This window comes from Amycolatopsis sp. NPDC054798, from assembly GCF_053611505.1.
The window spans coordinates 1-24,472 of record NZ_JBSHAM010000010.1 but is presented as its reverse complement, the minus strand read 5'-3'; the positions used below and the strand labels follow the sequence as shown (position 1 = coordinate 24,472).

Here is a 24,472-nt window from a genome sequence, read left to right as displayed (position 1 = left end):
GCCGGATGCGGAGGACACGGATGGCGCAGGCGCCGCGGGGGGCCGAAACGATCGAACCGGTGCTGGTGGTGATCCCGACCTACAACGAGCGGGACAACCTCGGCCCGGTGCTGGACCGGCTCCACAAGGCACTTCCGGACGTCGACGTGCTCGTCGTCGACGACGGCAGCCCGGACGGCACCGGCGAGCTCGCCGACGAGCGCGCGGCCGCGGACAAGCGGGTGCACGTGCTGCACCGCACCGCGAAGGAGGGCCTGGGCAAGGCCTACATCGCCGGGTTCCATTGGGGGATGGAGCGCGGCTACGCGACGTTCGTGGAGATGGACGCGGACGGCTCGCACGCGCCGGAGGACCTGCCGCGGCTGCTGGACGCGGTCGGCGACGCGGACCTGTCGATCGGGTCGCGGTACGTGCCCGGCGGCAGCACGGTGAACTGGCCGCTGCGCCGGACGCTGCTCTCGCGCGGGGCGAACCTGTACTCGCGGATCGCACTGGGGATCAAGGTCGCGGACATGACCGCCGGGTTCCGCGCGTACCGCCGGCCGGTGCTGGAGAAGCTGGCGCTGAACGAGGTCGCCTCGCACGGCTACTGCTTCCAGATCGACCTCACGCGCCGCACCGCGGACGCCGGGTTCGACATCGTCGAGGTGCCGATCACCTTCACCGACCGGGAGATCGGCGTGTCGAAGATGAGCGGCGGCATCATGTCCGAGGCGTTTTTCCGGGTCGCGGAGTGGGGCGTGCAGCGCCGCCTGGCCCAGCTGAAGAGGCTGCTGGGCCGCGGCTGACGGCTTTACTCGCATGCCGCCGCACCGGGATTCCTTGCCCCGCTGGCAAGTCCCGGTGTGGCGGGTCTGCCCGCGAATCGGGCCGTCTCGCTCGAGGACGGGGTCGGCAGGCGCGGGGCGACGGCTTTTACTTCAGGACGCGGTAGGTGAGGTGTTCGGCGCCCGGCGTCGACACCGAACCGAGCGGCTCCAGCCGCACCGGTCCCGGATTTCCCTTGGGGAACAACGGGGTTCCGTCGCCGAGGACGATCGGCGCGAGGTGGATCCGCAGCACGTCCGCCAGTCCGGCGTAGAGGACCTGCGACGCGATCGACCCGCCGCCGATCACCATGACGTCCTTGCCGCCCGCGGCCGCGCGGGCCTGCTCGACAGCGTGCTCGAGTCCGTCGGTGGCGAACCGGAACCGTTCGCCCAGCCGCACTTTCTCCGGGCGGGAGTGGGTGACGACGAACACCGGCGGCGCGGCGACCCGGTCCTCGCCTTCGCCGTAGCCGTCCTCGTCGGCCCAGCCGTTCGGGCTGTCCACGACGTCGAACATGGTGCGGCCCATGATGACCGCGCCGGTCTCGGTGAACGAGCGGTGCAGGATCTCCACGTCGCGCGGGGTCGGGTCGGACACCCAGGCGTGCAGCGGTTCGCCGCCCACGCCGAGCCCGTTTTCCGGACCGGCTCCCGGCGCGGTGACATAGCCGTCCAGCGACATCGAGATGTCCAGGACCACCCGGCTCGTTCCCGGCCGGTCCTGGTCGCGGGTCAGCTCGTCGAGCCGGTCCATCGAATCGCGGACGCCGCGTTCCATCCCGCTCGCGATCATGGCGTCGCGCACCTCGACGCTCGGGAAGACCGACCGGGTCCGCAGCCGCGTCCGGCCGTCCAGTTCCTCGAAGGTCAGGGTGTCCAGGCTGACGTTGCCCGGCGCGCCTTCGTACTCAAAGGTCTGGACTATCCGCTCGGCTCTCTCCACGGCATGGAAGACGCCATGGAAGACGTGCTCGCCGCCGTCGGTGTCGACGTGCACGTAGCGGTACGCCCCGCCGGAGTGCGCGTCGAATTCGAGGAGGCGCATTTCGACGTCGCGCGGACCGAGCCAGCGGGTGATCAGGTCGGGGTCGGTGTAAGCACGGAAGAGCTGAGCGGGCGTCGCGTCGAACTCGCGGACGACCTCGATGAACGGGCTGCCGGGCTGGGCGGTGACGGTGGTCGGGTTCGCGGTCATCGTTCTTGCTCCTTGGTCTCTTCGAGAAGGTCGTCGAGGCGGCGGTACTCGCGTTCGCGGGTGAGCCGGTAGGTGTCGATCCAGCTGGTCAGTTCTTCGAGGGCGGCCGCGTTGAGGTGGCACGGGCGGCGCTGGCCGTCGCGGCTGCGCGTGATGAGCCCGGCCGCCTCCAGCACCTGCACGTGCCGGGAAACGGCTTGTTTCGTGACCGGGAACGGCTCGGCCAGTTCGTTCACGGTCGCTTCGCCGCGCGAGAGACGGGCGATCAGTGCCCGCCGGATCGGGTCGCCGAGCGCGGTGAACGCCCGGTCCAGCCGGTCGTCACGGTTGTCAACGGACATCTTTATCAACCGATCTCTTTATCAAGCAGTACGTTGACAATAGGCCCGGCACGTCGCGCGGGCAAGGGGGAAGCTGGATTCAGCTTTTGCGCACCGAGGTCGTCTCGACGCCGACCGCCGCGCCGCTCGCCGCGACCGGCTTGAGCGGCGGGATCGGGTGTCCGGCCTCGTCGACGAGCACTGAGTGGTTTTCGCCGGGGGAGAAGGCGTGCCGTTCGCCCCACTGCCGGAGGGCGACGACGACGGTGAACAGGTCGCGCCCGGCCGGGGTGAGCGAGTAGACCTGCCGTTTGCCCGACTCCGCGGTCTGCCGGTCGAGGACGCCGCGTTCGACGAGGCGGCGCAGCCGGTCGGTGAGGATGTTGCGGGCGATGCCGGTGCGCTGCTGGAAGTCGGTGAACGCCCGCGCGCCGTCCATCGCGTCGCGCACGATCAGCAGGCTCCACCGGTCGCCGACGAGATCCAGGGTGCGGGCGACCGGACACGACGGGTCGGTCCAGGCCGGAGTGCCGTCCACGCTCTCGCGCCTCCTCGATGAGTTGCTCTTTGAAACCATTCTGCCGTACGGTGCGATTAGTTGCAATTCGCTACTGATTGGGGGACTCATGGGCCTCACCACGGGCCATCGGACTGTCTTCGCCGCGGTGTGCGCGGTCGCTGTCGCGAGCATCTACGCAGCTCAGCCGGTTCTGGCGCAGATCGGCGGGGACCTGGGCATCCCGGACGCCGGCCTGGGCTGGATCGTCGCCGCCGGACAGCTCGGCTACCTGGCCGGGCTCGCCGCGCTGGTGCCGCTGGGCGATCTCGTCGACCGGCGCAAGCTCATCGCCGCACACCTGCTGCTGACCGCCGTCGGCACCGCGCTGGCCGCTGCCGCCGCCCAAACCTGGCTGCTGCTGACCGGGCTAGCGCTCGCGGGCCTGTTCGCGGTCGTCGTGCAGACGACAGTCGCCTACGCCGCCGCGCTGTCCACTCCCGCCGAGCGCGGCCGAACCCTCGGTGCCGTCACCTCCGGCGTCGTCATCGGCATCCTCGGCGCCCGCGTCGCGGCCGGTGCGCTGGCCGAACTGTGGGGTTGGCGCAGCGTCTACGTCGCGCTCGCGGTGCTGCTGACGGTGCTCGCCGGTCTCGTGCTGAAGACGATGCCGCCGGACCCGCGCCGCGACGGCACCACCTACAGGCAGGTCCTGACGTCGCTCGGCGGCTTGTTCCGCGAACCGCTTTTCCTCTCGCGGGGGTTGATCGCGTTCTTCCTGTTCGCCTCGTTCGGCACGCTGTGGAGCGGCCTGTCGCTGCCGCTCGCCGAGGACCCGTGGAACCTGAGCACGGCGCAGATCGGTCTGTTCGGGCTGGTCGGCCTAGCTGGCGCGCTGGGCGCCGCCCGAGCCGGGAGCTGGGCCGACCGGGGACACGCGAGCCTGGTCACCGGCGGGGCGCTGGTCCTGCTGGCCGCGTCCTGGCTGGCCGTCGGACAGCCGTCGCTGTGGCTGCTGAGCCTGGGCGTGCTGGTGCTCGACTTCGCCGTGCAGGCGGTGCACGTCAGCAATCAGCATCTGCTCACCGCTGCTCATCCGGACCGCACCAGCAGCGTCATCGGCGGCTACATGATCTTCTACTCGCTCGGCTCCGCCCTGGGAGCGGCCACGACGACCACCGCTTTCGCGGCGGCGGGCTGGACCGGCTCCAGCGTGCTGGGCGCGGCGTTCGCCGGGTGCGCGTTCGTGGTCTGGGCGTCGGCTAGGTCCGGTGCTCGGCGGCTACCGTCGCGAACGCCCTGACCAGAGCGGTTTCCCCGCCGCTGCGCCACATCAATCCCCACTGCGCCGGCGGGGTGTCGCGGAAGGGCACGAAAGCGATGCCGGGGCGCGCGAAGTACTCGGCGGCGTGCGCGGCGAGCGGGCAGATTCCTTCGCGCGCTCCGATGAGCAGCAGAAGTTCCTGAAAGGTGCGGCAGGCGCGCCCGCGGGTGATGGGGACACCGGCGGGCGTCGTCCACGGCTCGGGCGGCTCTCGCCAGTAGGCGGGCGGCGGGTGCGCGGCGCGCAGGACCGTGTCGCGGCCGAGATCCTCCAACGTGACGAACTCCCGGCGGGCGAACGGATGCCCGGACGCGACCGCGAGCACCATCGGCTCGGTGAGCACCACCGGGCCCGTCGTGATCGCGGGGGCGTCGACCGGCAGCAGGACCACGGCCAGGTCGGCCTCGCCGGAACGGAGCGTGGCGAGCGGATCCTCGAACGGGGCTTCGCTGACGTCGACCTCGCTGCCTGGATACCGGGCCCGGAAAGCGGCCGTCGCAGCGGAGATCAGGTTCGCCACCGCCGGAGCTTCGAAGGCGAGCCGCAGGGTGCCTTCGACGCCGCGTCCCGCCGCGGCCGCGCGCTCGATCCCGGCCAGCAGCTGGCGGTAAGCGGGCCGGATGTCGGCCTCCAGCCTTCGGCCGATCGGAGTCAGGGAGACCCGCCGGCTGGTGCGGTCGAACAGCCGCGCCCCGATCCGGCGTTCCATCGTCTTGACCGACTGGCTGACCCGGGCCTGCGACACCCGCAGCCGTTCCGCGGTCCGGCCGAAGTGCAGCTCCTCGGCGAGCGCGAGGAAAACCTCGATGTCCCGGTGTTCCACCCGCGCCTCCGATCGATAACCCAGAGCTTATCAACCGATGCGCGGATCGCCGTTGTTCGCCCAGCTCAACGGCGGAAAAGTAGCCCTTGTCAAACCAGCGTCCCACGGAGGAACCGATGTCCGGAACAACCCTGATCCGCTCCGCCGAAGCCGAAGTCCTGTCCGACGCTCCCGGCAGCCTGATCGCCCTGCTGGCCGACTCCGGCACCACCGGCAACCGGTTCACCGCCAACCGCGCCACTCTGGACCAGGGCGTCTTCGGTACGCCCGCGCACTTCCACACCCGCGCGACCGAGTTCTTCTACGTCCTCGGCGGAGCCCTCCAGGTCCTGGCCGGCGACGAACTGCACACCCTGGAAACCGGCGACTTCCTCGCCGTGCCGCCGACCGTCCCGCACGCCTTCGGCCCGGCCGCGGGCTCCGCCGCCGATGTGCTGGTGGTCTTCACCCCCGGCATGGAGCGCTTCGACTACTACCGGCTGCTCGACCGCGTCGCACGCGGCGAGGCGGACCCGAAGGAGATCGCCGCTTCCTCCGAGCAGTACGACAACCACTACGTCGACAGCCCTCGCTGGCGGCGAGCCCGCGCCGACGCGGCGGCCTGATCGCGCGGGGGTTCAGGCGAGATCGAACTCAGGGACCTGCTCGAGTGACACCGCCGGGCACTGGCCGAGTTCGACCGGACCGTGCGCCTCGTCAGGTCCGACCGGCGGGACAACGCGGCACCGAGTGGACGGGGCGAAACCTGGCCAACCAGCTCGTGGCCGAGCAACTGCGGGCACCGCACCTGCTCGGCGGCGCGTCGCTCGCGGCGCACCGGACCGGCTGGCCGCGAGCCGCGCTGTGGCTGCCCGCCGGAGTGCCGCGGACGCGGAAAAGCCCCCGCGGGGGGAGGTCGCGGGGGCTTTTCCTGTTCGGTGATGGGAGCCAGCTACTGGCCGAGGCTCAAGCGGACCGGCTGGTCCGGCGTCCCTTGAGCTCGGCGAGACGTTCGTTCAGCAGGTCCTCGAGCTCGGGGATGGAGCGGCGCTCCAGCAGCATGTCCCAGTGGGTCCTGGGGGGCTTGACCTTTTTCTGCTCGGGCTGCCCGCCGTCGACGATCTCGGACTCGCTGCCGTGCAGGCGGCACTCCCACACCGTCGGGATCTCGGCGTCGTCGGAGAACGGCACCTCGAACTCGTGGTTCTTGGGGCAGGCGTAGCGCACGGTACGGCGCGGAGCGAGGTCGTGATTGCGGTCGGTCTCGTAGCTGACCGCTCCCAGCCGGCTTCCACGGAGAACACGGTCGGCCATAGTGGGATTCCTTTCAGTCAGCTCCGGGTGGAGCCAGGGTGATGCTCACCCTATGCAACGAACGAGGTGCCCGGGGGATTCCCGGCACACCATGTCGCTGCTCACGATGAGCTGCGTCACCCGTGGTCTTCAGCTTCCTCCAGAGGGAGTCGTTTCGCCCTCTGACGTGACGCGGATACCGCCTTCTTAGTGCGGATATCCCCCAGTCGGGCTAGTTAGGTTAGCTCTAGGACAACCGTAACTGACCGTACTGGGCAGCGGAGGGTCCCAGATCCCCCGAGCGGAAGTGGAGACGGCACAGTACCTGATAACGGACCGTGACCGGTTCAGCATCAGACGGTGCTGAAGCTGAAGATTCAACTACGGAGTGTTCGGTATCTGCTACCACAACGGTGTCTCCGTCACGGAGAATCACATCGCCGCGCACCCGCGCGTTGAACCGGCCGGGCAGCCCGCACCAGCAGAGCACCTCGACCTGGACCGGCTGGAGCTCGTCGGCGATCTCGAACAGCCGGGCGGCCCCGGGGAACAGCCTGCTGCGGAAATCCGTCGCGATGCCGAAGCAGTACACGTCCACGCCCGCCTCGTCGGCGAGTTCGGCGAGCTGGTCGACCTGCGCGGGGGAGAGGAACTGCGCCTCGTCCACGATCACGTAGTCCACGTGGTGCCCGCGCGCCCACTGCTCGCGCACCAGGTCGCGAAGGTCGGTGCCCGGCGCGACCTCGGTCGCCCGCCGCGCGAGGCCGATCCGGCTGGTGATCTGCGGCGCGCCGGAGCGGTCGTGGCGGACCAGCACGAGACCGCGGCGGCCCTGGCGCGCGTGGTTGTGGTCGATCTGCAGCGCGAGCGTCGACTTCCCGCAGTCCATCGGGCCGTAGCAGAACTTCAGCCGTCCCCGCGCGGGACCGTTGCGCCGGGCCCCGGCGGGCGGGGCCGCGGAAAGCGCGTCGGTGGGGTCGTCGAGAACAACGTCGTCTGCAGCGGTCACGACGCCCGACCCTATCTGGGCCTCACAGCACCTCCGGAGGACGGTTCCCGGCCGCGGAGATGGCGCGCCGCACCGGCACCAGCGCGACGAACACGAAGCCGAGCACGAAGAACACCACGAGCGCGATGATCGCCAGCCGGAACGACCCGGTCGCCTGCCCGACGCCGGCGAACACCAGCGGCCCGAGCCACGACGTGCCCTTCTCTCCCACGACGTAGAGCGAGTAGTACTGCGCGTCCTTCCCGGCCGGGATCATCTGGCTGAACAGCGACCTGGCCAGCGCGTTCGTCCCGCCCAGCACCAGCCCGATGCCGATCGCCACCGCGAAGAACTGCAGCGGCTGCCTCGGCTGCACGAAGTACGCCCCGCCCAGGACCACGACCCACAGCACGAGACTGACCAGGATCGTCCGCTTCGCGCCGAGGCGGCGCGCGACCAGGCCGTGCAGGACGCCGCCCGCGTAGGCGAGGAACTGGATCACCAGCACCGTGATGATCAACACCTCGTCGGTGAAGCGCAGCTCGTCCTTCCCGTACTGCGCCGAGACCGTGACGACGGTGTTGATCCCGTCCGCGAAGAGCAGGTAGCTGCCGAGGAAAGCGAGCGTGAGCGGATACGCCTTCGCCTCGCCGAGCGTCTGGCGCAGTTCGCGGAACCCGGACCGCAGCACGGAGACGCCGCGTTCGGTCGCGGCCGGCACGTGGATGCGGGGGAGCCTGCGCAGCGTCGGGACGGTGAAGACCGCCCACCAGATGCCCGACGTGAGGAAGCAGATCCGCACCGCCAGGCCGGTGTCGATGCCGAGCGATTCGCGGCTGAGGTAGAAGGCGAGCTGCAGCGCGAGCGCGAGCCCACCGCCGAGGTAGCCGAACGCCCAGCCCTTCGCCGAGACGTCGTCGCGCTCGTCCGGCGTCGCGATGTCCACCAGGAACGAGTAGTAGACGACCAGCGAGCCGCCGTACCCGATGTTCGCGACGATGAACAGCGCCGCGCCCAGCTGCCAGTCCGAACCGGCCATGAAGAACATCAGCGCCGACGCCGCCGCGCCCAGCGCCGCGAACCCGCCGAGGATCTTGCGCTTGTTGCGGCTGCGGTCGGCCACCGCGCCCGCGATCGGCAGCACCAGGACCTGCACCACGGTCGCCACCGACAGCAGGTAGCCCCACAGCGAACCGGCGGGGAAGTGGAGGCCGAACAGAGACACGTCGCAGTGGTTGAGCTTGTCGTCCACTCCGGACGCGTTGAGACAAGCCCTGTCCCCGTTAAGGGTGATGTTCTGCTTCGCGTCCGCGGCCGCGACAGTGCTCATATAGAGCGCCCCGAACACCGTCGTGACCGACGAATAGAACGGCGAGTTGGCCCAGTCGTAGAAGTACCAGCCCCACCGTTCCCGCTTGCTGTCCCGGGTCTCGGCCAGCGTCATCCACGGCTCCTCGTTCGGTCGCGAATCTCCAGGTCGCGCCGGACATTACTGGCGCCGGCCCGCACGGTACCGCCGAAGGGGGCAAACCGTGTCCGGTTCGTCGCTTCCGGTTTCCGCCACGCCGTGCGGCGGAACGCGCGACACGCCGCGCCGGGCGTGTCGCTGCCGGGATTTCCGGGCGTGTCATGTGAGACTGCTGGGCGTGGTGTGACTCTTGTGGTCCCTGAGTCGCGTGCTTAGTGTGCGTGACATGACCAACCGCGTTCGCACTGCCAGACGGGCCGCCGCCAGAGCCTTCCTGCTCGTGGTCGCCGTCCTCGGCATGGAACTCGTCGTCACCGGCGCCGCCTCCGCGGACCCCGCCTCGGGCACCTGGGCCAAGCTCCGCATGTGCGAGTCGAGCGGCCGCTACACGATCAACACCGGCAACGGCTACTACGGCGCCTACCAGTTCGACCTCCCCACCTGGCGCAGCGTCGGCGGCCAGGGCCGCCCCGACCAGGCCACCCCCCGCGAGCAGGACTACCGCGCGCTCTACCTCTACCGGATGCGCGGCTGGCAGCCCTGGGAATGCGGCGGCATGCTCGGCCTGTCCAACGACGGCGACGCCCGCAGCAAGCGCGTCCCGGCCTGGGAAGAGGCCGCCTACATCGGCGGCGGCGGACTCCCGGCCCCGCCCGCGCCCAAGCCGCAGCCCGCCCCGCCTCCCGGACCGCCCGGCGCGACCCCCGCCTGGCCCGGCCTCGTCTACGCCTACGGCGACTGCGCGCCCGCACTGCGCACCTTCCAGCTGCGGATGAACGCCTTCGGCTACGGCTTCAGCGGCACCGGCTGCTACTACGACAAGACCCGCACCGCGGTCCTCGACCTGCAGCGCGCCAACGGCATCAACGACTCGGGCCGGCTGGGCCCGAAGACGTGGAAGGCCGCGTGGGAAGGCAAGGCTCCGCGCTGACCTGCCCCGCAGCGGCGTAGCGCGCGGCGAGCTGCCGGAACGCTGTCTTGAGCTCGGCCGGGCCGACGACCTCGATCTCGGCGTCGACCCGGCCGAACAAGGCGGCCAGCCCCCGCCACGACCAGGCGCCGATACTCACCCGGCACCGGTCCGGCCCGAGCGCCTCGATCACGCCGCCGGCCAGGTAACTCGCCGCTTCCGTCGCCGGGAGACGCAGGATCGCCTCGCCGCGACACGGCCATTCGCCGGACAGATCCATCCCGCGGAACCGGGCGGCCACGAACGCGGCGACGTCGGGCAGCCCGCGCTCGGCGAACCGCGGCCCGGTGGGCGTGCGCGGCGTGATCCGGTCCGCCCGGAAGATGCGCCAGTCCTCGCGATCGAGATCCCACGCGACCAGGTACCAGCGCTGGCCCCAGGTGACGAGATGATGCGGCTCCACGCGCCGCGGCGGGGTGTCCGTGGGGGCGTAATCGAACCGCAGCACCTCCCGGGCGCGCACCGCGGCGCTCAACGCGACGAGGGTTTGCGGATCCGCGCTGGGCACCGGGTGTTCGACGGCAGTGAAACTCAAGGCGTCCACCCGATGCCGCAGCCGCGCAGGCATCACCTGCCGCACCGTCTGCAACGCCCGCTTGGCCGCCTCCTCGATCCCAGCCCCGGTCGCCGCCTGCAACGCGATAGCGAGTGCCACGGCCTGGTCGTCGTCGAACAGCAACGGCGGAAGCTGCGCACCGGCATCCAGCCGATAACCGCCGTCCGGTCCCTTCGTCGTGACGATGGGATAGCCGAGCTCCCGCAACCGGTCCACGTCTCGGCGCACCGTGCGCGGACTGACCTCCAGCCGCTCGGCCAGCAGCGCACCCGGCCAATCCCGCCGAGCCTGAAGCAACGAAAGCAGCGACAACAGCCGCGCGGAGGTTTTCGGCACGCCCTCGATCCTGCCCGGAGCAGCGGTCAGGTTCAGTCCGCTACTTCCACGCACCCCGCTCCTGCAGCACCTCGCGCAGCAGATCCGGCCGGTCGGTCACGATCCCGTGCACGCCGAGGTCCAGCAGCGTCCGCATCTGATCCGCGTCGTCGATCGTCCACGTGTGCACCTCGAACCCGCGCCGCACCGCCGACTTCACGAACGACCGGTCGACCACCGTCAACGGCCCCTGCCGCACCGGCACCTGCGCGAGCCAGCCACGCGCGAACCGGCTCACCGGCAGCAACGGAGCCCAGCCGTTCGCCCACAACAGGAACGCCGAGCGCGGCCCCATCGCAGTCAGCAGCTCCGGCCCGGCCAACCGGCGCAACCGCGCGAGCCGCGAGTCCGAAAAGGACGCCGCGGCGACCCGCTCGATCGCCCCGGTCCGCCGCAGCGCCCGCACGAACGGGACCACCGCGCTGTCGGCCTTCACATCGATGTTGAAAAACGCGTCCGGCAGCTCTTCGAGCAGATCCTCCAGCCGCGACAACGGCGCCCGGCCGTCGATCTTGACGTCCTTGAGCTGCGCCCAGGTCTGCGTCGCGATCGCGCCGCGCCCGTCGGTCGTGCGATCGAGCGTCGCGTCGTGATGCACGACGACCACCCCGTCCGACGTCGCGTGCACGTCGGTTTCGAGATAGCGGTACCCCTCGGCGACCGCGCGCTGGAACGCCGGCAACGAGTTCTCCAGCCCCTCCAGGTCGCCGAGGTGCCAGCCGCGGTGGGCGAAGGCACGGGGGAGCGAGTCGGCGAGATACGGAAACGGTGGACGCATGCTTCCAGTCTGCGCCATCGGTGTGGCCCCGTCGTGAGAACGTGATGGACAGCTAGAGTCCGGCGGGTGAGGGAACTGGCCGAACACGCTCTGACCGGCGACGAACGCGTCGTGCCGCGCCGCACGAACGCCCCGAAACACTGCGGCTGGTGCGGCCGCCGCCTGCCCGAAGCGGGCAACGTCGGACGCCGCCGCCGCTACTGCGGACAGTCCTGCCGCCAGCGCGCCTACGAACGCCGCACCGCGCTGCAGCGCAGCGGCCTGCCCGAGGACGCGGTCGTCCTGTCGGACACCGAGATCGCCGCCCTCCAGGACCGGCTCTTCCAGCTCCGCTGCGCGGCGGAGGACATCGTGACCGCCGCGGCGGACGGAGCGTCGGCAAGCGAACTGCGTCAGCTCGCCGAGGAGATCGCTGCTGCGGCCAAGGATCTCGAACAGCTTCGCTGAGGCTCCGCGCGGAATGCGCCGGGGTTTCGACGATGCTGGACCGACCGGTCCACTATAGGTAGCATCGGCCGCGTGCCACGTCCACGACAGTTCGATGAAGAGCGCGTGCTGTCGGCTGTGCAGGCGGCGTTCTGGGACAACGGCTACGCGGGCACCTCGCTCGAAGATCTCCTGGCCGCCAGCGGGCTCGGCAAGGGGAGTCTGTACGGAGCGTTCGGGGACAAGAAGTGCTTGTTCCTGCGCGTGCTGCGCATGTACGACGAGGCCAATGAACACATGCTGCGCAGCCAGCTCGAACAAGCCGAGCGCGGCATCGAGGTGATCCGGGGTTTCGTGACCGGGCCTGTACGTGATCCCAGCGGCGAGCAGGCCCGTCGAGGCTGCTTGCTCGCCAACGCTGCGATGGAGCTGTCGGTGAACGCCGCCGAGGTGGCCGCGGAAGCGCGGCGCAGCTACGCATCGACCACTGCCGTGCTAGCCGGCGCGATACGACGAGCGCAGCGCGAGGGCGACGTCGCGCCCCGCCTCGACCCGGACGCCACCGCCCGCGCGGTGCTGGCCGGTCAGCTCGGGCTGATCGTGCTCGGTCGAGTCGGTCAGGACCAGGCCGTGTTGTCGGCGATGGCCGAGACTCTGCTCGACGGTCTGCTGCCGACGTCCTGAGCACTCCTGCTGCTGTGGGGTGAGGCACAGGGCTCCTGAGGTTATTGACCGCGCGGTCCATATGGGGAAAGTTATGGACTAAGTGGTCAATAACATCGACGGGAGCTGCCATGAAGGTGCTGGAGGGCAAGGTCGCGGTCGTGACCGGGGCGAACGCGGGGATCGGGCTGGCGATCGCGAGCGCCTACCGCGCACAGGGGGCGCGGGTGTTCGTCGCCGGTCGCCGCCAGGCGCAGCTCGACGAGGTCGAGGCCGAACTCGGGCCCGAGGTCACCGGGATTCGCTGCGACGTGGGCCGGCTCGAAGACCTCGACGCGCTTTACGCGGCCGTCGCCGAGCAGGCGGGCCGGATCGACGTCCTGGTGGCCAACGCGGGCATCGGGATCGCCGCCCCGCTGGGGGAGATCACCGAGGAGCAGTTCGACGCCATGTTCACCACCAACGTCAAGGGCTCGCTCTTCACCGTGCAGAAGGCGTTGCCGCTGCTGACGCCAGGGGCCTCGATCATCCTCACCGGGTCGACGGCGGTCTCGCGCCCCCAGCCCTACCTGCCCGTGTACGGGGCGACCAAAGCCGCGCTCCGCAACCTGGTCCGAGGGTTCGCCCACGACGCCGGGACGCGTCAGTACCGGATTAACCTGCTCTCGCCCGGCGGCACCCGCACCCAGGGTCTGCAAGACCTGATCGGCCCCGACGAACTCGCCGCCGCCGGGGCATCGGTTCCGCTCGGCCGACTGGCCGAACCAGAAGAAATCGCCGCAGCGGCCGTCTTCCTCGCCTCCGACGCGTCCAGCTACGTCAACGGCTCCGAACTCGCCGTGGACGGCGGCTACGCCCAGGTCTGAGGCACACCCCGCGTCGCCGCCCGCTGGTGTTGAAGCTCGGCGGCGACGCCAGGGGAGCGGACGCAGTGTGCCGGTGGCGAGTTCCTTCAGGGCCAGTGCGACGTCGTCAGCGGCAGGCAGTCCGCGTGGTAGCCCGCGTGGTCTGCGGAGCGCGGCGGAGACGAAAGCGAGCTGACCTGATCGCACCCGGTGCGGATCCGGTGTGGCACCGAATCCGCGGCCACGCCGCGCCAACCCGGCTTACGATTGCGAAAGTTCCGCCGCCTTCGCGAGATTCTCCAGCGACGCCCGCAAACTGTCCGCCGTCGTGGACCGCGCGCGGGTGACTCGCCTGGTGTCCTCGAGGCTCAGGTCAGACCAGTCGTAGGTGTGCGTCACCTCCGTACGCGTCGCGCCGAGCGGGTTCAACTCCCAGCGCCACAAATGCCCCGCCGGTTCCTTGCCCGTTTCCGCCGGCCGCCACGCCAACCGGCGGGCTTCCTCGAACTCCACGACGTGGTTCTCCCGGACCTTGCCGTTCCGGAGGATCGTCGTGAACACGTCGCCGACCGCGTGAACGCGCTGGCCCGGTTCCGCCTCGGCCAGATTGTCGTTGCCGTCCCAGCTCGGCTGCTGTGACGGCTCGGCGATCAGCTCGAAAATCCGCTCCGCGGACGCCTCGATCTCACGGCTGGCGCGCACGACGCGCGAGGGTTCGTCAGTCACGCGCTCATGCAATCACATCGACCTCCCGCGCGGTGCCCTCTCGAGAAGAGTCCTCCCGGGCCAGGCCGTTCAACGCCCGATAAGTACGGTTGCTCGCCGCCGCTGCCCGCTGTTCCCGGCCGGTCGCTTCGATGTAGTTCTGACTCGTCGCCAGGCTCGCGTGGCCCAGCAGCGACATGATCTCCGACGCCGTCGCCCCGTCCTCCGCCAGCCGCGTGGCGAACGTATGCCGCAGCGCGTGGAGATTCGCGCCCGTCGGCACCCGGTCATGCAAGCCCGCCCATCGGTAGCACGACTTCACCAGGTACTCCAGCGCACCGCGGCCGATCGGCTCGCCCGCCCGGTCCCGCAGCAGCGGTTCGCTCGCCGGGAAGCGCTGCCGCGGAAACCGCCGGCGGCACGAAGCCTGGTAGTCCTCGATCAGTTTCGCCATCGCGGGCTGCACCGGGATCGACCGGTCCCGGCTGCCCTTGCCGTGGACGTGCAGCCGCAGCTCGCCGTCTCGCCCGACCACCGACCGCGGCGTCAGCGCGCGCATTTCCGCTGCCCGCAAGCCCGCGACCAGACCCAGCGCCAAAACCAGCACGTCCCGCTCCGGCCAGGGATCCCGGGCCCGCCGGGCGCCGTCGGCCGCCGCGGTCAGCAGTTGCTCGGGAGTTTCCTCGCCCCGCAAGGGTTTCGGCGTGAGCGGGGGAGTCTTGGGCCGCGCGACCGCGCCCATCGGATTGCCCGGGAGCAGTCCGTCCGACACGCAGAAGGTGAGGAACTGGTTCCACGTCGACCACGCCCGCAACACCGAGCTTTTCGCGTGGTTGTCGGCGAACGCGCCGAAGGCGGCCCGCAGCACCGGCGCTGTCAGCTCTTCGACGTCCACCTCGTCGCGACCCAGCTCCGCCAGCAGGAGAGCGGTGATCCCGGCGAGGTCGCGCCGATAGGCGGCAGTGGTGTGCGGCGAGTCCTTGCGCGGCCGCCGTGCCGCGAAGAACGCTTGCTGTGCCTCGGAAACGAGCATAGTGATCTTGTACCGCACAGCACCGACAATTTCGACGCTACCCGCTGTCTGATATATGATGCATAATAGCGATTATGCATGAAACATGGCCGCGGGAGGGCTTCTGCCGAACTTGAGAAGGGGTTGAATCCCCTTGGGGGACAGCACTTTCCGATCAACCCGCTCGCATCCGAAAGCTCCCTGCACGACGTGAAAAGTCACTGTTCAGGCTTGTCTGAGCGCCGCGAGCAGAGCTGTCGCTCGGACGGATCAGCGACGCGTTCATCTGGTCGAGTGGATCTTCAAGCCGCCTGAGTCAGCATCCGCGCACTGGAGAAAGTTGTTGTGCTCCAACCTCAACGTCCAGCCAGTCGCACTTAATTCGTCACGGTGACGAATTAAGTGCGACTGGTGCGGCAGTTCCCGTCGGGGATCCCGAGCTGCTCGCCGAGCCGACTCCTGGAGGCCCGGCCGGAACCCGGGTGCAACGTAGGGACGTCAGCTGCCGCCGGACCGGGAGCGCTCGGGGCTCACGTCCACGCGTGCAGAGACGCGTTGTGCGACGGCATCGAAACCCTCGGAGAAACCTCTCCTCAACCCGCTGATCCGCAGGTCAGCAAAACGCCGATAATGTACATTATGTCAAGTAAGGCAGATGTGGAGCCCCTGCCGCCTCCGCTGGCCCCTCGCCCGTCAGCTTCGGGGCCGGATCCTTATCTGGCAGTTGTGCGCGGCATGCCCAATCACCTCGCCGACGACCGTGTCGCCGAGCGCTGGCAGCGGCTTGCCTTGCGGGATGACGACGGTCTCCGTCAGACCGATCGCATCGGCGACGTCTTCGATGCGCAACAGCACGCCGAACGGCTGCCGTCCGATCACCTTGCCTCGGACCGGCGAGCCGATCGGCAGCATCTCGCACGTGACAGTCCATGCCGCCGAAGCGCGATCCATGAGACCCTCGAAGCCTTCCGGCCAGTGGTACTCGGTCATCCTCCCCCTAGCTGGCCGAGCGCTCCGCCTATCGAATCACCACTGGAGCGGGCCGTCGATGTCCGTGTAGGTGCCGGTCGGTCCGTCTGTGCCGATCTGCGCCATCCGGACGATGATCTCCGCGCCCTTCTCGACTGGCTGTCCGCCGCGGAGTCCGTTGATGTCCGTCCGGGTGTAGCCAGGTTCGACAGCGTTGATCCGGATGCCTGGGAACGCTTTGGCGTACTGCACGGTCACCATGTTGACCGCAGCCTTCGACGCCGGGTATGCGACACCGGCGTACGCGTACTGGTGCGTCGCCTGGTCTGTCATCCTGCCCAGCGACCCCAGCGCGCTGCTGACGTTCACCACCACCGGCGCTGACGAACGTTCGAGGAGCGGCAGAAACGCACGCAGCACTCGCACGACGCCGAAGACGTTGGTCTCGAACGTTTCCCGCATTAAGTCAGCAGTGACTTCCGCGGCACCGATTGGCTCTCCGTCGCTCTTCAACTCGACCGCGATGCCCGCGTTGTTGACGAGAACGTCCAGTCCCCCGTCGGCTTCGACGGTTTTCGCTGCGGCGAGGACTGACGCTTCATCGGTGACGTCGAGCTGGACGGTTCGTGCGCCAAGTTCTTCTGCGGCTCGTTGGCCTCGGGCCGTGTCGCGCGCGCCGAGGTACACGGTGTGTCCGGCGGCGATCAGGCGCCGGGCGGTTTCGTAGCCGAGTCCTTTGGTGGCACCGGTAATCAGTGTTGTGGTCATGGCCGCGACGCTAGGTGCTGGAGTGCAGACAAGGTCAAGCTGCGGTGGAAGGATCGGTGGATGCCGCTGCCTGAGCCGACGACACACGACTGGTCCCGTGATCACGATCCTGAGCATCTGCGGCTGATCCGCGAGAATCCGGCGCGGTACGCCCCTGCCGGGATGGCTCACCTGATTCTCGAAGTGCTCGCCTACGCCGCTGACGAGGCTGAGGATCAAGGTGCCGGTCGCGCGGTGGTCGAATTTCACCCGGATGGTTCGGTTTCGATTTCGGACGATGGCCGCGGGACGCAGATGACAGTCGGCGATGACGGGCGGCCGGTGCGGAAACCGGTGATGGCGACGAAGGACTTGCGGTACTTCGATTCCCCGCCCGCCACTCCCCTTCCTGACGGGCATCCGCGGTACGGGATGTCGGTGGTCGCCGCGTTGAGCGAGTGGCTGGTGCATACGAATCGCCGCGCCGAGGGTGCGTGGACGCAGCGGTATCACCACGGCATCCCGGCTGACGAACTGGTTGCGGTGCCGTCGGACGGGACCACCGGGACGACGGTGCGGTTTCTCCCGGCTGCCGGATTGCGCGGCGGGGTGTCGGCTGAGTCGGTGCGGCCGCTGGCGGAGCGGTTGAGCCGGGTGCTGGTGGTCGAGGTTTAGCCCACTCCCCTTGGCGGGCCTTGGCTGATGCGGCGCAGGGTGGGTTCGAGGCGGTCGAGGTCGCTGGTGGTGATCAGCTGCCGTTCGTCCCACCAGGTCGCGCCGGCTTCGGCGAGCGGGGCGATGAGGTCGCGGGCCCGGGCCGGGTCGCCCGGGGTACGGCCGCCGACGACGACTTCGAACTTCTCCCCCGCGCCGTGTTTTCGGGCGTAGGACACGACATCGCGGACGTCTTCCGCGGCCGGGACGACGCCGTGGGTGGCGTTTTTGAACAGCGGGGCGATGCCGTCCCAGCGTGCGGCGCGGCGGACGGGCCTGCGGTTGGGCCAGACGGCGGCCAGCCAGACCGGCGGGCGCGGTTGCTGGACGGTGGCGGGCAGGAGCGTGACGTCGCGGACTTGGTAGTGCTTGCCGTCGTGGTCGACGGGGTTGCCGGACCAGTATCGGTCGAGCAGGCCGAGGCTTTCGTCGAGGTGTTCGGCGAGGACGACCGGGTCGGTGGGTTCGCCGAAACTGCCGAATTCGTCCTGGATCGGCCCGCCGAGCCCGGCGCCGAAGATGACCCGTCCGCCGCTGAGGGCGTCGAGGGTGGCCACCTGGCGGGCGAGGTGTTCGGGGCGGCGTCGGGGCACCGCGGTGACCAGGGTGCCGATTTTGAGCTTGGAGGTCGCGAGCGCGGCCGCGGTCAGCAGCATCCAGGGGTCGCCGAAGGGCTGGCCTCGGCGGATTTCTTTGTCGTGGACCACGTGGTCCCAGAGGAACAGCGCGTCCCAGCCTTCTTGTTCGGCCGCTGCCGCCACTCTCGCCACGGTCCGGGCATCGGCGAAGTCGCCGAAGTTCGGGATGTTGATCGAGAAGCGCATACCGGGCATGGTCCCGGGGCCGGACCTGGTGCGGCAAGCGAATAAGGCGGTGACGCGCATCCGCACGAGACCGTTGACGCAAGTTGTGAATCAGTGGTTCACTCCTTGCCGTGGCCTACCGCAGAACGCCCAAAGTCCAGGAGCGTCTCGACGCGCTTCGCGACTCCATCCTGGACGCCACCGTGCAGCAGCTGGCCGAGCACGGGTACGCCGGTTGCTCGGTAGCGGCCGTCGCCGAGCGGGCGGGCGTCGCGGTCGGCACGGTTTACCGGCACTTCCCCACCAAGGCCGATCTGGTCGTGCGGGTGTTCCGGCAGGTCGTGTCGCGCGAGGTCGAGGCGGTGCGGTCGGCGGCGGCCGGGCCGGCCGATCCGGTGACGCGGGTGGTGGCGGTGTTCGAGACGTTCGCGATGCGGGCGTTGAAGGCGCCGCGGCTGGCGTATGCGCTGCTGGCCGAGCCGGTGGACGCGGTGATCGACGCGGAGCGGCTCGAGTTCCGGCGGGTGTTCCGGGACGTCGTGGCCGGGCACGTCGCCGAGGGGGTGCGGGCCGGGGTGTTGCCCGCGCAGGACGCGGCGGTGAGCGCGGCGGCGCTGGTGGGCGCCGCGGCGGAGGTGTTGATCGGCCCGCTGACCAGCGGCGGGTCGGCTGAGGTCAGCGAGTTGCGCACGTTCGTCGTGCGGTCACTGGGAGGTTCGAATGCCCGCAACGCATGAGGTCGTCAATCAGGTTCCGCCGCTGGAGCACGACACCGCCGCCGATCCGGCGCTGGCGGAGGCGGTCGGGCGCACGGACGCGTCGTGGGTCGCCGACGAGCTGCACGAGCTGGGGCGGCTGGCCGGCAGCGAGCAGGTGCAGGAGTGGAGCCGGCTGGTCAACGAGAACGAGCCGGTGCTGCGCACGCACGACCGTTACGGGCGCCGGATCGACGAGGTCGAGTTCCATCCGCATTGGCACGACCTGATGAACGTCGCGGTGTCGCACGGGTTGCAGGCCGCGCCGTGGCGGGACGAGCGGCCGGGCGCGCACGCGGCGCGGGCGGCGAAGTTCTATGTCTGGAGCCAGTCCGAGGCCGGGCACACCTGCCCGATTTCCATGACGTACGCGGCGGTTCCGGCGTTGCGCGCGAATCCGGAGCTGGCCGGGAAGTACGAGCCGCTGCTGGCGTCGACCGAATACGACTTCGGGCTGCGCGAGCCGGGCACGAAACGCGGCCTGATCGCGGGCATGTCGATGACCGAGAAGCAGGGCGGCTCGGACGTCCGGGCCAACACCACCGCGGCGCGGCCCGCGGGCGACGGCAGTTACCGGCTGGTCGGGCACAAGTGGTTCACGAGCGCGCCGATGTCGGACATGTTCCTCACTCTCGCGCAGGCCCCCGGCGGGCTGTCCTGCTTCCTGCTCCCCCGCGTGCTCCCGGACGGCAGCCGGAACCCGATCCGGTTGCAGCGTTTGAAGGACAAGCTCGGCAACCGGTCGAACGCTTCGTCGGAGATCGAGTACGACGACGCGGTGGGCTGGCTCGTCGGCGAGGAGGGCCGAGGGGTCCGCACGATCATCGAGATGGTCAACAACACGCGGCTCGACTGCGCGCTCGGCAGTTCTTCGGGCATGCGGCTGGGCGCGGTCCGCGCGGTGCACCACGCGACGCACCGGTACGCGTTCGGCAAGGCGCTCGTGGACCAGCCGTTGATGGCGAACGTGCTGGCGGACCTGGTGATCGAGGCGGAAGCGGCGGTGGCGGCGTCGATGCGGCTCGCCGCGGCGGGCGATCGGCCCGGCGACGAGCAGGAGCAGGCGTTCCGCCGGCTGGGGCTCGCGGTGACCAAGTACTGGGTGTGCAAGCGTGCCCCGATGCATGCCGCCGAGGCGCTGGAATGCTTTGGCGGCAACGGGTACGTCGAGGAATCGGGCATGCCGAGGCTGTACCGGGAAGCGCCGCTGATGTCGATCTGGGAGGGCTCGGGCAACGTCGCCGCGCTCGACGCGTTGCGCGCGATGGGGCGGCAGCCGGAGTCGGTGGCGGCGTATTTCGCCGAGGTCGAACTCGCCGCGGGCGGCGACGCGCGGCTGGACGACGCGGTCGACCGGCTCAAGAAGGATCTGTCCGATGTGGACGATCTGGAGTTCAGGGCGCGGCGGGTCGTCGAGTCGATGGCGTTGGTGCTGCAGGGTTCGCTGCTCGTGCGGCACGCGCCGCGCGCGGTGGCGGACGCGTTCTGCGGCACGCGGTTCGGCGGCGACTGGGGCCTGGCTTTCGGCACTTTGCCCGCTGGAACCGACATTTCCGCGATCATCGCCCGCGCCCGCGTCTAGTCCGCGTGTTTCGCCGGACAGGGTCCGGCGGAGCGGGCTACTGTCCCTGCCCGTGACCGAACCTGTTTACGTGACCGAGACGCGGACCGCGTACGACACTGTTGCCGAGAATTACGCTGAATTGCTGAAGGACGCGCTCAAGGCGAGCACGTGGGACCGGGCGATGCTGGGCGCGTTCGCCGAGCGGACCGGAGAGGGTCCGGTGGGCGACCTCGGCTGCGGCCCGGGCCGGCTGACCGGGTACGTCGCCTCGCTGGGCCTGGACGTGTTCGGCGTCGACCTGTCCCCCGCGATGGTCGAGATCGCCCGCCGGACGCATCCGGGCCTGCGGTTCGAAGTCGGGTCGCTGGCCGCGCTCGACCTGGCCGACGCCTCTCTCGCCGGGGCGCTCGCCTGGTACTCGCTCATCCACACGCCGCCGGAGCAGCTTCCGGTGCTGGCCAAGGAACTCGCGCGGGTGGTGCGCCCGGACGGCTGGCTGCTGACCGCGTTCCAGGTGGGCGGCAACGAGCGCAAGCGCATCGAGAACGCCTACGGCCACGACATCGGGGCGGACGCGTACCGGCTGGACCCGGACTTCGTCGCGCAGCTGCTGACCGCCGCCGGTTTCGCGGTGGAGGCCCGGCTGGTGCGCGCTCCGGAGCCGCCGTTCGACTCGACGGACCAGGCGTACTTGATGGCCCGCCGGGAGGGCTGAGAAAAGTCCCCTGGATACAGAAGTGGGCAGGAAGCTCTCCCTGCCCACTTAAACATATAGCACCACCCGGGGCTTGCGGCAAGACCCGGGTGGTGCTCCACAATCGTCCGCCGGAGCCGCTGCCAGCGGAAAGACCGCCGGCGGGAACGCGGCTCCGGTACAGGGGACGCAAAGTTCATGGTGGACGTGATCGTGGTGGGGGCCGGGCCGGCGGGCGTGATGCTGGCGGCGGAACTGCGGCTGCACGGGGTGCGCGTGGTCGTGCTGGAGAAGGAGGCGGAACCGCCGAAGTTCGTGCGGGCGCTGGGAATGCACTCGCGCAGCATGGAGGTGCTGGACCAGCGGGGGATGCTGGAGCCGTTCCTCGCGGAGGGCTCGACGCACCCGGTCGGGGGTTTCTTCGCGGGGATCCCTCGGCCCGCGCCGGAACGGCTCGACACCTCGCATCCGTACGTGCTGGGGCTTCCGCAGCCCATCACCGACCGGCTGCTGGCCGAGCACGCGGTCAAGGCGGGCGCGGAGATCCGGCGCGGCTGCGAGGTCGTCGGGCTGAGCCAGGACGAGGACGGGGTGAGCGTCTCTCTGGCCGACGGCAGCGAACTGCGGGCGCGCTTCCTCGTCGGCTGCGACGGCGGGCGGAGCACGGTGCGCAAGGCGCTCGGCGTCGCGTTCCCGGGCGAGCCCGCGCGGCGCGAGGTGCTGCTGGGCGAGATGGAGGCGACGGCGGATCCCGCCGAAATCACCGCGCTGGTCATGGAAATCCGCAAAACGCAGCTGTGGTTCGGGGTCGGGCCGATCGGCAACGGGATGTTCCGCGTGGTGGTGCCCGCGGCCGGGGTGGTCGAGGACCGGGAGGCACGGACGCCGACGCTGGACGAGGTCAAACAGCAGCTGCGCGAGTACGCCGGGACGGACTTCGGCGTGCACTCCCCTCGCTGGCTCTCGCGGTTCGGGGACGCGACGCGGCAGGCCGAGCACTACCGGGTCGGCCGGGTGCTGCTGGCCGGCGACGCGGCGCACGTCCACCCGCCGCTGGGCGGGCAGGGGCTCAACCTCGGCCTTCAGGACGCGTTCAACCTCGGGTGGAAGCTCGCCGCCGAGGTCAACGGCTGGGCTCCGGAGGGGCTGCTGGACACCTACGAGGCCGAACGGCATCCGGTCGCGGACGCCGTGCTGGACAACGTCCGCGCACAGGCCGTGGTGATGTCGCCGGATCCGGACGGCCGCGCGATGCGGCGGCTGATGACGGAGCTGATGGCCTTCGAGGAGGTCAACCGGCTGCTGCTGGAGAAGGTGCTGGCGCTCGACATCCGCTACGACTTCGGCGACGGCCATCCGCTGCTCGGGCGGCGGATGCCGGACCTGGCGCTCAAGCGAGGGCGGCTGTACGAGCTGATGCACCAGGGCCGCGGGCTGCTGCTGGACCAGAACGGGCAGCTGTCCGCGGAGGGCTGGGCGGACCGGGTCGACCGCGTCGTGGACGTGAGCGAGGACCTCGACGTGCCGGCCGCGCTGCTGCGGCCGGACGGGCACGTGGTCTGGGCCGGCGAGGATCAGCACGAGCTGGACATGCGCTTGTTGCAATGGTTCGGCTCGCAGCGATGAGGACGTAGCCGGGTTGAGCGGGTTTCCCGGCTTCCCTGGGGGTGCCGGGAAACCCGCTCAACCCGGTCGGAGACCGTCAGCACTGCGGGGGGCTGTGATGGACCGGGATTTGTGATGGACAGGCCGTGGCCGGCGATGATCTGGCTCGGCGGCGCGCAAGGAGCTGGCAAGTCGACGATCGCGTGGCTGGTGAGCCGGCGTTTCGATCTTCCGCTGCACCCGGTGGATCTGTGGACCTACGACCACCAGGAGCGGCTCCCCGCAGCGAGCACGACCCTGGACGAGCAACTCGCTCAAGGCCCTGAGCACGCCGCTGCCGCCTTCGTCGCGACCGCGCACGCGCGCCTGCCGCTCATCGTCGCCGACGTGCGCGCCCGGGCCGCGGAACCCGTGCCCGTGCTGGTCGAGGGGCCGCAGCTGCTGCCGTCGATGGCTGCCTTGCTGCCGATAGGAAGCGCCGTGTTCCTCCTACCCTCGCCGGAGCGGACGCGCGCGGCGCGCTCGTCTCGGCCGGAGGCTGATCCGGAGCGTCTGGAACGCCTCGTCGCTCGCGACACCGTGATCGCCGAGCTGGTCCGCAGCGAGGCCGCCGCTGCCGGTCGCCCGGTGATCGAGGTGCCCGACGACCCGGACTGGCCCGCGACGTACGACGCCGTGGCATCCGCTCTCGCGCCCGGCATCACCGGCAGGCTCGCTCCGGGGCGCGAACTGGCCGAGCAGAGAGCGTTCGAGAACGACGTCGCGGCTCGGCAGGGACGGCTCTGGGCCGAGGCCACCGGGCGCGACGTGATTCCCGGCAGCACCGCGCCGCCCTACCGATGGGCCTGCGAATGCGGAGCCAGCGGTTGTGCCGACCGCCGTCCGCTCGGCGCTCCGCCGCCGCGCCCGCCGAGATGAAGCCCTGCCACCAGTGGCCGTCGTGCCCGGGATCAGCCTGAGGAAATCCATGCCGAAAGGCGCCTGTCCCCCAATGCCGGGGGCAGAGTCGCTGGGGTGCGAGCAACCGGATCGGGTGACCGGCGACTGTGCGGCCTGCCGCCTGGTGGCAGAGCGACTTCAACGGGCCCTTGCCGCCCGCGGCAGAGCAGGCTCAGCGGACGCGGGGCGTGAACTCCGCGAGATCCGGCAACGGCGGCACCTCCCGCGCGTACGCGTCCGCGGCCAGCATTCCCGTGGTGACCCGGGTGGCGGTGCGGCGGCCGAGTTCGTCCAGCACCTCCTGCTCGGTCCGGCCCCTGGCGAGCAGCAGCAGGAACGGGTCGGCGTCGAGCAGCCACGCGACCTGGAACGACAGCGCGGCGGCGTGCCGGCACGGGAGTTCCCAGCCGGGGCAGTCGCAGTCCGGGTCGAGGTCGCCGATGCCGGGCAGCAGCGGGACGACCTCGGCCAATTCCGGCGGCAGATGCCGGTCGAGCAGGGCGGCGAGGTGCCCGGAGTGGTCGGCCGCGCGGTCGAGCAGCAGGTCCCAGTCCGCTGTGGACAGTTCGGCCAGGTGCACGCCGGTGCGGTACGGGCCGTCGTCGGCGTCCTCGGTGGTCGCGGTGATCCGGCCCGGGCGGGCCGTGATCGGGCCGA

Annotated in this window: 28 protein-coding genes; 13 read left to right on the top strand and 15 right to left on the bottom strand. The window is 70.2% G+C overall.

Annotation, left to right across the window (positions count from 1 at the left end):
- Positions 1-20: 20 nt before the first annotated feature.
- Positions 21-788 (top strand): polyprenol monophosphomannose synthase, encoded by a 768-nt coding sequence (locus tag ACWGIC_RS08880; RefSeq protein WP_452075326.1) that lies wholly within the window; start codon positions 21-23, stop codon positions 786-788.
- Between the two features lie 127 nt (positions 789-915).
- Here the strand turns inward: ACWGIC_RS08880 and ACWGIC_RS08875 are convergent, their stop codons facing one another.
- From ACWGIC_RS08875 to ACWGIC_RS08865, 3 genes are all read right to left on the bottom strand, one after another.
- On the bottom strand, positions 916-2,004 hold the full coding sequence (locus ACWGIC_RS08875) for an SRPBCC domain-containing protein (protein WP_452075325.1): 1,089 nt from the start codon (positions 2,002-2,004) through the stop codon (positions 916-918).
- Positions 2,001-2,345 carry an ArsR/SmtB family transcription factor gene (locus ACWGIC_RS08870; protein WP_452075324.1) on the bottom strand — a complete coding sequence of 115 codons (345 nt, stop codon included), beginning with the start codon at positions 2,343-2,345 and terminating at the stop codon, positions 2,001-2,003. The genes ACWGIC_RS08875 and ACWGIC_RS08870 overlap by 4 nt, the downstream gene beginning before the upstream one ends.
- Before the next feature lie 79 nt (positions 2,346-2,424).
- A complete protein-coding gene (locus ACWGIC_RS08865; RefSeq protein WP_452075323.1) occupies positions 2,425-2,901 on the bottom strand; it encodes a winged helix-turn-helix transcriptional regulator in 477 nt (158 codons plus the stop codon).
- A 49-nt stretch (positions 2,902-2,950) separates the two neighbouring features.
- Here ACWGIC_RS08865 and ACWGIC_RS08860 point away from each other — a divergent pair, with 49 nt between their 5' ends.
- Positions 2,951-4,123, top strand: a complete 1,173-nt coding sequence (locus ACWGIC_RS08860) for an MFS transporter (RefSeq protein ID WP_452075322.1) — start codon at positions 2,951-2,953, stop codon at positions 4,121-4,123.
- Here ACWGIC_RS08860 and ACWGIC_RS08855 read toward each other — a convergent pair.
- Positions 4,083-4,967, bottom strand: a complete 885-nt coding sequence (locus ACWGIC_RS08855) for a LysR family transcriptional regulator (protein ID WP_452075321.1) — start codon at positions 4,965-4,967, stop codon at positions 4,083-4,085. The genes ACWGIC_RS08860 and ACWGIC_RS08855 overlap by 41 nt on opposite strands.
- Before the next feature lie 116 nt (positions 4,968-5,083).
- Between ACWGIC_RS08855 and ACWGIC_RS08850 the strand changes: the two genes are divergently transcribed.
- Positions 5,084-5,572 carry a cupin domain-containing protein gene (locus tag ACWGIC_RS08850; protein WP_452075320.1) on the top strand — a complete coding sequence of 163 codons (489 nt, stop codon included), beginning with the start codon at positions 5,084-5,086 and terminating at the stop codon, positions 5,570-5,572.
- A 340-nt stretch (positions 5,573-5,912) separates the two neighbouring features.
- Here ACWGIC_RS08850 and ACWGIC_RS08845 read toward each other — a convergent pair whose 3' ends face one another.
- The 3 genes from ACWGIC_RS08845 to ACWGIC_RS08835 form a co-directional block, all read right to left on the bottom strand.
- Entirely contained in the window at positions 5,913-6,260 is a 348-nt protein-coding gene (locus ACWGIC_RS08845) for an RNA polymerase-binding protein RbpA (RefSeq protein WP_204096238.1), read from the bottom strand.
- 226 nt (positions 6,261-6,486) lie between these two features.
- Positions 6,487-7,248: a thymidine kinase gene (locus tag ACWGIC_RS08840; RefSeq protein ID WP_452075319.1), complete on the bottom strand. Its 762-nt coding sequence runs from the start codon at positions 7,246-7,248 to the stop codon at positions 6,487-6,489.
- A 22-nt stretch (positions 7,249-7,270) separates the two neighbouring features.
- Positions 7,271-8,671 (bottom strand): MFS transporter, encoded by a 1,401-nt coding sequence (locus ACWGIC_RS08835; protein WP_452075318.1) that lies wholly within the window; start codon positions 8,669-8,671, stop codon positions 7,271-7,273.
- A gap of 250 nt (positions 8,672-8,921) precedes the next feature.
- Here ACWGIC_RS08835 and ACWGIC_RS08830 point away from each other — a divergent pair, with 250 nt between their 5' ends.
- Positions 8,922-9,626, top strand: a complete 705-nt coding sequence (locus ACWGIC_RS08830) for a transglycosylase family protein (protein ID WP_452075317.1) — start codon at positions 8,922-8,924, stop codon at positions 9,624-9,626.
- Here ACWGIC_RS08830 and ACWGIC_RS08825 read toward each other — a convergent pair.
- Together ACWGIC_RS08825 and ACWGIC_RS08820 are read right to left on the bottom strand one after the other, a co-directional pair.
- The gene (locus ACWGIC_RS08825; protein WP_452075316.1) at positions 9,559-10,557 is read right to left on the bottom strand and encodes a helix-turn-helix transcriptional regulator; all 999 of its coding nucleotides are present in this window, start codon (positions 10,555-10,557) and stop codon (positions 9,559-9,561) included. The two genes, ACWGIC_RS08830 and ACWGIC_RS08825, sit on opposite strands and share 68 nt — an antisense overlap.
- A gap of 40 nt (positions 10,558-10,597) precedes the next feature.
- Positions 10,598-11,374: a glycerophosphodiester phosphodiesterase gene (locus tag ACWGIC_RS08820; RefSeq protein ID WP_452075315.1), complete on the bottom strand. Its 777-nt coding sequence runs from the start codon at positions 11,372-11,374 to the stop codon at positions 10,598-10,600.
- A 66-nt stretch (positions 11,375-11,440) separates the two neighbouring features.
- Here ACWGIC_RS08820 and ACWGIC_RS08815 point away from each other — a divergent pair, with 66 nt between their 5' ends.
- From ACWGIC_RS08815 to ACWGIC_RS08805, 3 genes are all read left to right on the top strand, one after another.
- Entirely contained in the window at positions 11,441-11,821 is a 381-nt protein-coding gene (locus ACWGIC_RS08815; protein ID WP_452075314.1) for a hypothetical protein, read from the top strand.
- Between the two features lie 72 nt (positions 11,822-11,893).
- The gene (locus tag ACWGIC_RS08810; RefSeq protein ID WP_452075313.1) at positions 11,894-12,484 is read left to right on the top strand and encodes a TetR/AcrR family transcriptional regulator; all 591 of its coding nucleotides are present in this window, start codon (positions 11,894-11,896) and stop codon (positions 12,482-12,484) included.
- A gap of 110 nt (positions 12,485-12,594) precedes the next feature.
- A complete protein-coding gene (locus tag ACWGIC_RS08805; protein WP_452075312.1) occupies positions 12,595-13,329 on the top strand; it encodes an SDR family NAD(P)-dependent oxidoreductase in 735 nt (244 codons plus the stop codon).
- Positions 13,330-13,569: 240 nt separating this feature from the next.
- Here ACWGIC_RS08805 and ACWGIC_RS08800 read toward each other — a convergent pair whose 3' ends face one another.
- The 4 genes from ACWGIC_RS08800 to ACWGIC_RS08785 form a co-directional block, all read right to left on the bottom strand.
- Entirely contained in the window at positions 13,570-14,034 is a 465-nt protein-coding gene (locus tag ACWGIC_RS08800; RefSeq protein WP_452075311.1) for an SRPBCC family protein, read from the bottom strand.
- Positions 14,035-14,038: 4 nt separating this feature from the next.
- A complete protein-coding gene (locus ACWGIC_RS08795; protein ID WP_452075310.1) occupies positions 14,039-15,064 on the bottom strand; it encodes a tyrosine-type recombinase/integrase in 1,026 nt (341 codons plus the stop codon).
- A 654-nt stretch (positions 15,065-15,718) separates the two neighbouring features.
- Positions 15,719-16,015, bottom strand: coding sequence for a hypothetical protein (locus ACWGIC_RS08790; RefSeq protein WP_452075309.1), 297 nt, complete (start codon positions 16,013-16,015; stop codon positions 15,719-15,721).
- 36 nt (positions 16,016-16,051) lie between these two features.
- Positions 16,052-16,762 (bottom strand): SDR family NAD(P)-dependent oxidoreductase, encoded by a 711-nt coding sequence (locus tag ACWGIC_RS08785; RefSeq protein WP_452075308.1) that lies wholly within the window; start codon positions 16,760-16,762, stop codon positions 16,052-16,054.
- 60 nt (positions 16,763-16,822) lie between these two features.
- Here ACWGIC_RS08785 and ACWGIC_RS08780 point away from each other — a divergent pair, with 60 nt between their 5' ends.
- Positions 16,823-17,416 (top strand): hypothetical protein, encoded by a 594-nt coding sequence (locus ACWGIC_RS08780; protein ID WP_452075307.1) that lies wholly within the window; start codon positions 16,823-16,825, stop codon positions 17,414-17,416.
- Here the strand turns inward: ACWGIC_RS08780 and ACWGIC_RS08775 are convergent.
- Positions 17,413-18,279 (bottom strand): LLM class flavin-dependent oxidoreductase, encoded by an 867-nt coding sequence (locus tag ACWGIC_RS08775; RefSeq protein WP_452075306.1) that lies wholly within the window; start codon positions 18,277-18,279, stop codon positions 17,413-17,415. The two genes, ACWGIC_RS08780 and ACWGIC_RS08775, sit on opposite strands and share 4 nt — an antisense overlap.
- 110 nt (positions 18,280-18,389) lie before the next feature.
- Between ACWGIC_RS08775 and ACWGIC_RS08770 the strand changes: the two genes are divergently transcribed.
- The 5 genes from ACWGIC_RS08770 (at position 18,390) to ACWGIC_RS08750 (ending at position 23,794) form a co-directional block, all read left to right on the top strand.
- Positions 18,390-18,995 (top strand): TetR/AcrR family transcriptional regulator, encoded by a 606-nt coding sequence (locus ACWGIC_RS08770; protein WP_452075305.1) that lies wholly within the window; start codon positions 18,390-18,392, stop codon positions 18,993-18,995.
- Positions 18,979-20,595, top strand: coding sequence for an acyl-CoA dehydrogenase family protein (locus ACWGIC_RS08765; protein ID WP_452075304.1), 1,617 nt, complete (start codon positions 18,979-18,981; stop codon positions 20,593-20,595). Before ACWGIC_RS08770 ends, ACWGIC_RS08765 begins: the two co-directional genes overlap by 17 nt.
- 52 nt (positions 20,596-20,647) lie before the next feature.
- A complete protein-coding gene (locus ACWGIC_RS08760) occupies positions 20,648-21,292 on the top strand; it encodes a class I SAM-dependent DNA methyltransferase (protein ID WP_452075303.1) in 645 nt (214 codons plus the stop codon).
- Between the two features lie 177 nt (positions 21,293-21,469).
- A complete protein-coding gene (gene rox / locus ACWGIC_RS08755) occupies positions 21,470-22,897 on the top strand; it encodes a rifampin monooxygenase (RefSeq protein WP_452075302.1) in 1,428 nt (475 codons plus the stop codon).
- A 114-nt stretch (positions 22,898-23,011) separates the two neighbouring features.
- Complete coding sequence (locus tag ACWGIC_RS08750; protein ID WP_452075301.1) at positions 23,012-23,794, top strand: hypothetical protein; 783 nt, start codon at positions 23,012-23,014, stop codon at positions 23,792-23,794.
- A gap of 193 nt (positions 23,795-23,987) precedes the next feature.
- Here the strand turns inward: ACWGIC_RS08750 and ACWGIC_RS08745 are convergent.
- Positions 23,988-24,472: SWIM zinc finger family protein (locus ACWGIC_RS08745; protein ID WP_452075300.1), on the bottom strand; the 485-nt coding region annotated here is incomplete at its 5' end.

What these genes read in the sequence shown, in the direction of transcription:
- ACWGIC_RS08775 (WP_452075306.1), bottom strand. Translation starts at nt 18,279, where the DNA reads ATGCGCTTCTCGATCAACATCCCGAACTTCGGCGACTTCGCCGATGCC.
- ACWGIC_RS08875 (WP_452075325.1), bottom strand. Translation starts at nt 2,004, where the DNA reads ATGACCGCGAACCCGACCACCGTCACCGCCCAGCCCGGCAGCCCGTTC.
- ACWGIC_RS08780 (WP_452075307.1), top strand. Translation starts at nt 16,823, where the DNA reads ATGCCGCTGCCTGAGCCGACGACACACGACTGGTCCCGTGATCACGAT.
- rox (WP_452075302.1), top strand. Translation starts at nt 21,470, where the DNA reads ATGGTGGACGTGATCGTGGTGGGGGCCGGGCCGGCGGGCGTGATGCTG.
- ACWGIC_RS08835 (WP_452075318.1), bottom strand. Translation starts at nt 8,671, where the DNA reads ATGACGCTGGCCGAGACCCGGGACAGCAAGCGGGAACGGTGGGGCTGG.
- ACWGIC_RS08845 (WP_204096238.1), bottom strand. Translation starts at nt 6,260, where the DNA reads ATGGCCGACCGTGTTCTCCGTGGAAGCCGGCTGGGAGCGGTCAGCTAC.
- ACWGIC_RS08850 (WP_452075320.1), top strand. Translation starts at nt 5,084, where the DNA reads ATGTCCGGAACAACCCTGATCCGCTCCGCCGAAGCCGAAGTCCTGTCC.
- ACWGIC_RS08820 (WP_452075315.1), bottom strand. Translation starts at nt 11,374, where the DNA reads ATGCGTCCACCGTTTCCGTATCTCGCCGACTCGCTCCCCCGTGCCTTC.
- ACWGIC_RS08765 (WP_452075304.1), top strand. Translation starts at nt 18,979, where the DNA reads ATGCCCGCAACGCATGAGGTCGTCAATCAGGTTCCGCCGCTGGAGCAC.
- ACWGIC_RS08870 (WP_452075324.1), bottom strand. Translation starts at nt 2,345, where the DNA reads ATGTCCGTTGACAACCGTGACGACCGGCTGGACCGGGCGTTCACCGCG.
- ACWGIC_RS08790 (WP_452075309.1), bottom strand. Translation starts at nt 16,015, where the DNA reads ATGACCGAGTACCACTGGCCGGAAGGCTTCGAGGGTCTCATGGATCGC.
- ACWGIC_RS08805 (WP_452075312.1), top strand. Translation starts at nt 12,595, where the DNA reads ATGAAGGTGCTGGAGGGCAAGGTCGCGGTCGTGACCGGGGCGAACGCG.
- ACWGIC_RS08860 (WP_452075322.1), top strand. Translation starts at nt 2,951, where the DNA reads ATGGGCCTCACCACGGGCCATCGGACTGTCTTCGCCGCGGTGTGCGCG.
- ACWGIC_RS08750 (WP_452075301.1), top strand. Translation starts at nt 23,012, where the DNA reads ATGGACAGGCCGTGGCCGGCGATGATCTGGCTCGGCGGCGCGCAAGGA.
- ACWGIC_RS08830 (WP_452075317.1), top strand. Translation starts at nt 8,922, where the DNA reads ATGACCAACCGCGTTCGCACTGCCAGACGGGCCGCCGCCAGAGCCTTC.
- ACWGIC_RS08880 (WP_452075326.1), top strand. Translation starts at nt 21, where the DNA reads ATGGCGCAGGCGCCGCGGGGGGCCGAAACGATCGAACCGGTGCTGGTG.
- ACWGIC_RS08785 (WP_452075308.1), bottom strand. Translation starts at nt 16,762, where the DNA reads ATGACCACAACACTGATTACCGGTGCCACCAAAGGACTCGGCTACGAA.
- ACWGIC_RS08865 (WP_452075323.1), bottom strand. Translation starts at nt 2,901, where the DNA reads ATGGTTTCAAAGAGCAACTCATCGAGGAGGCGCGAGAGCGTGGACGGC.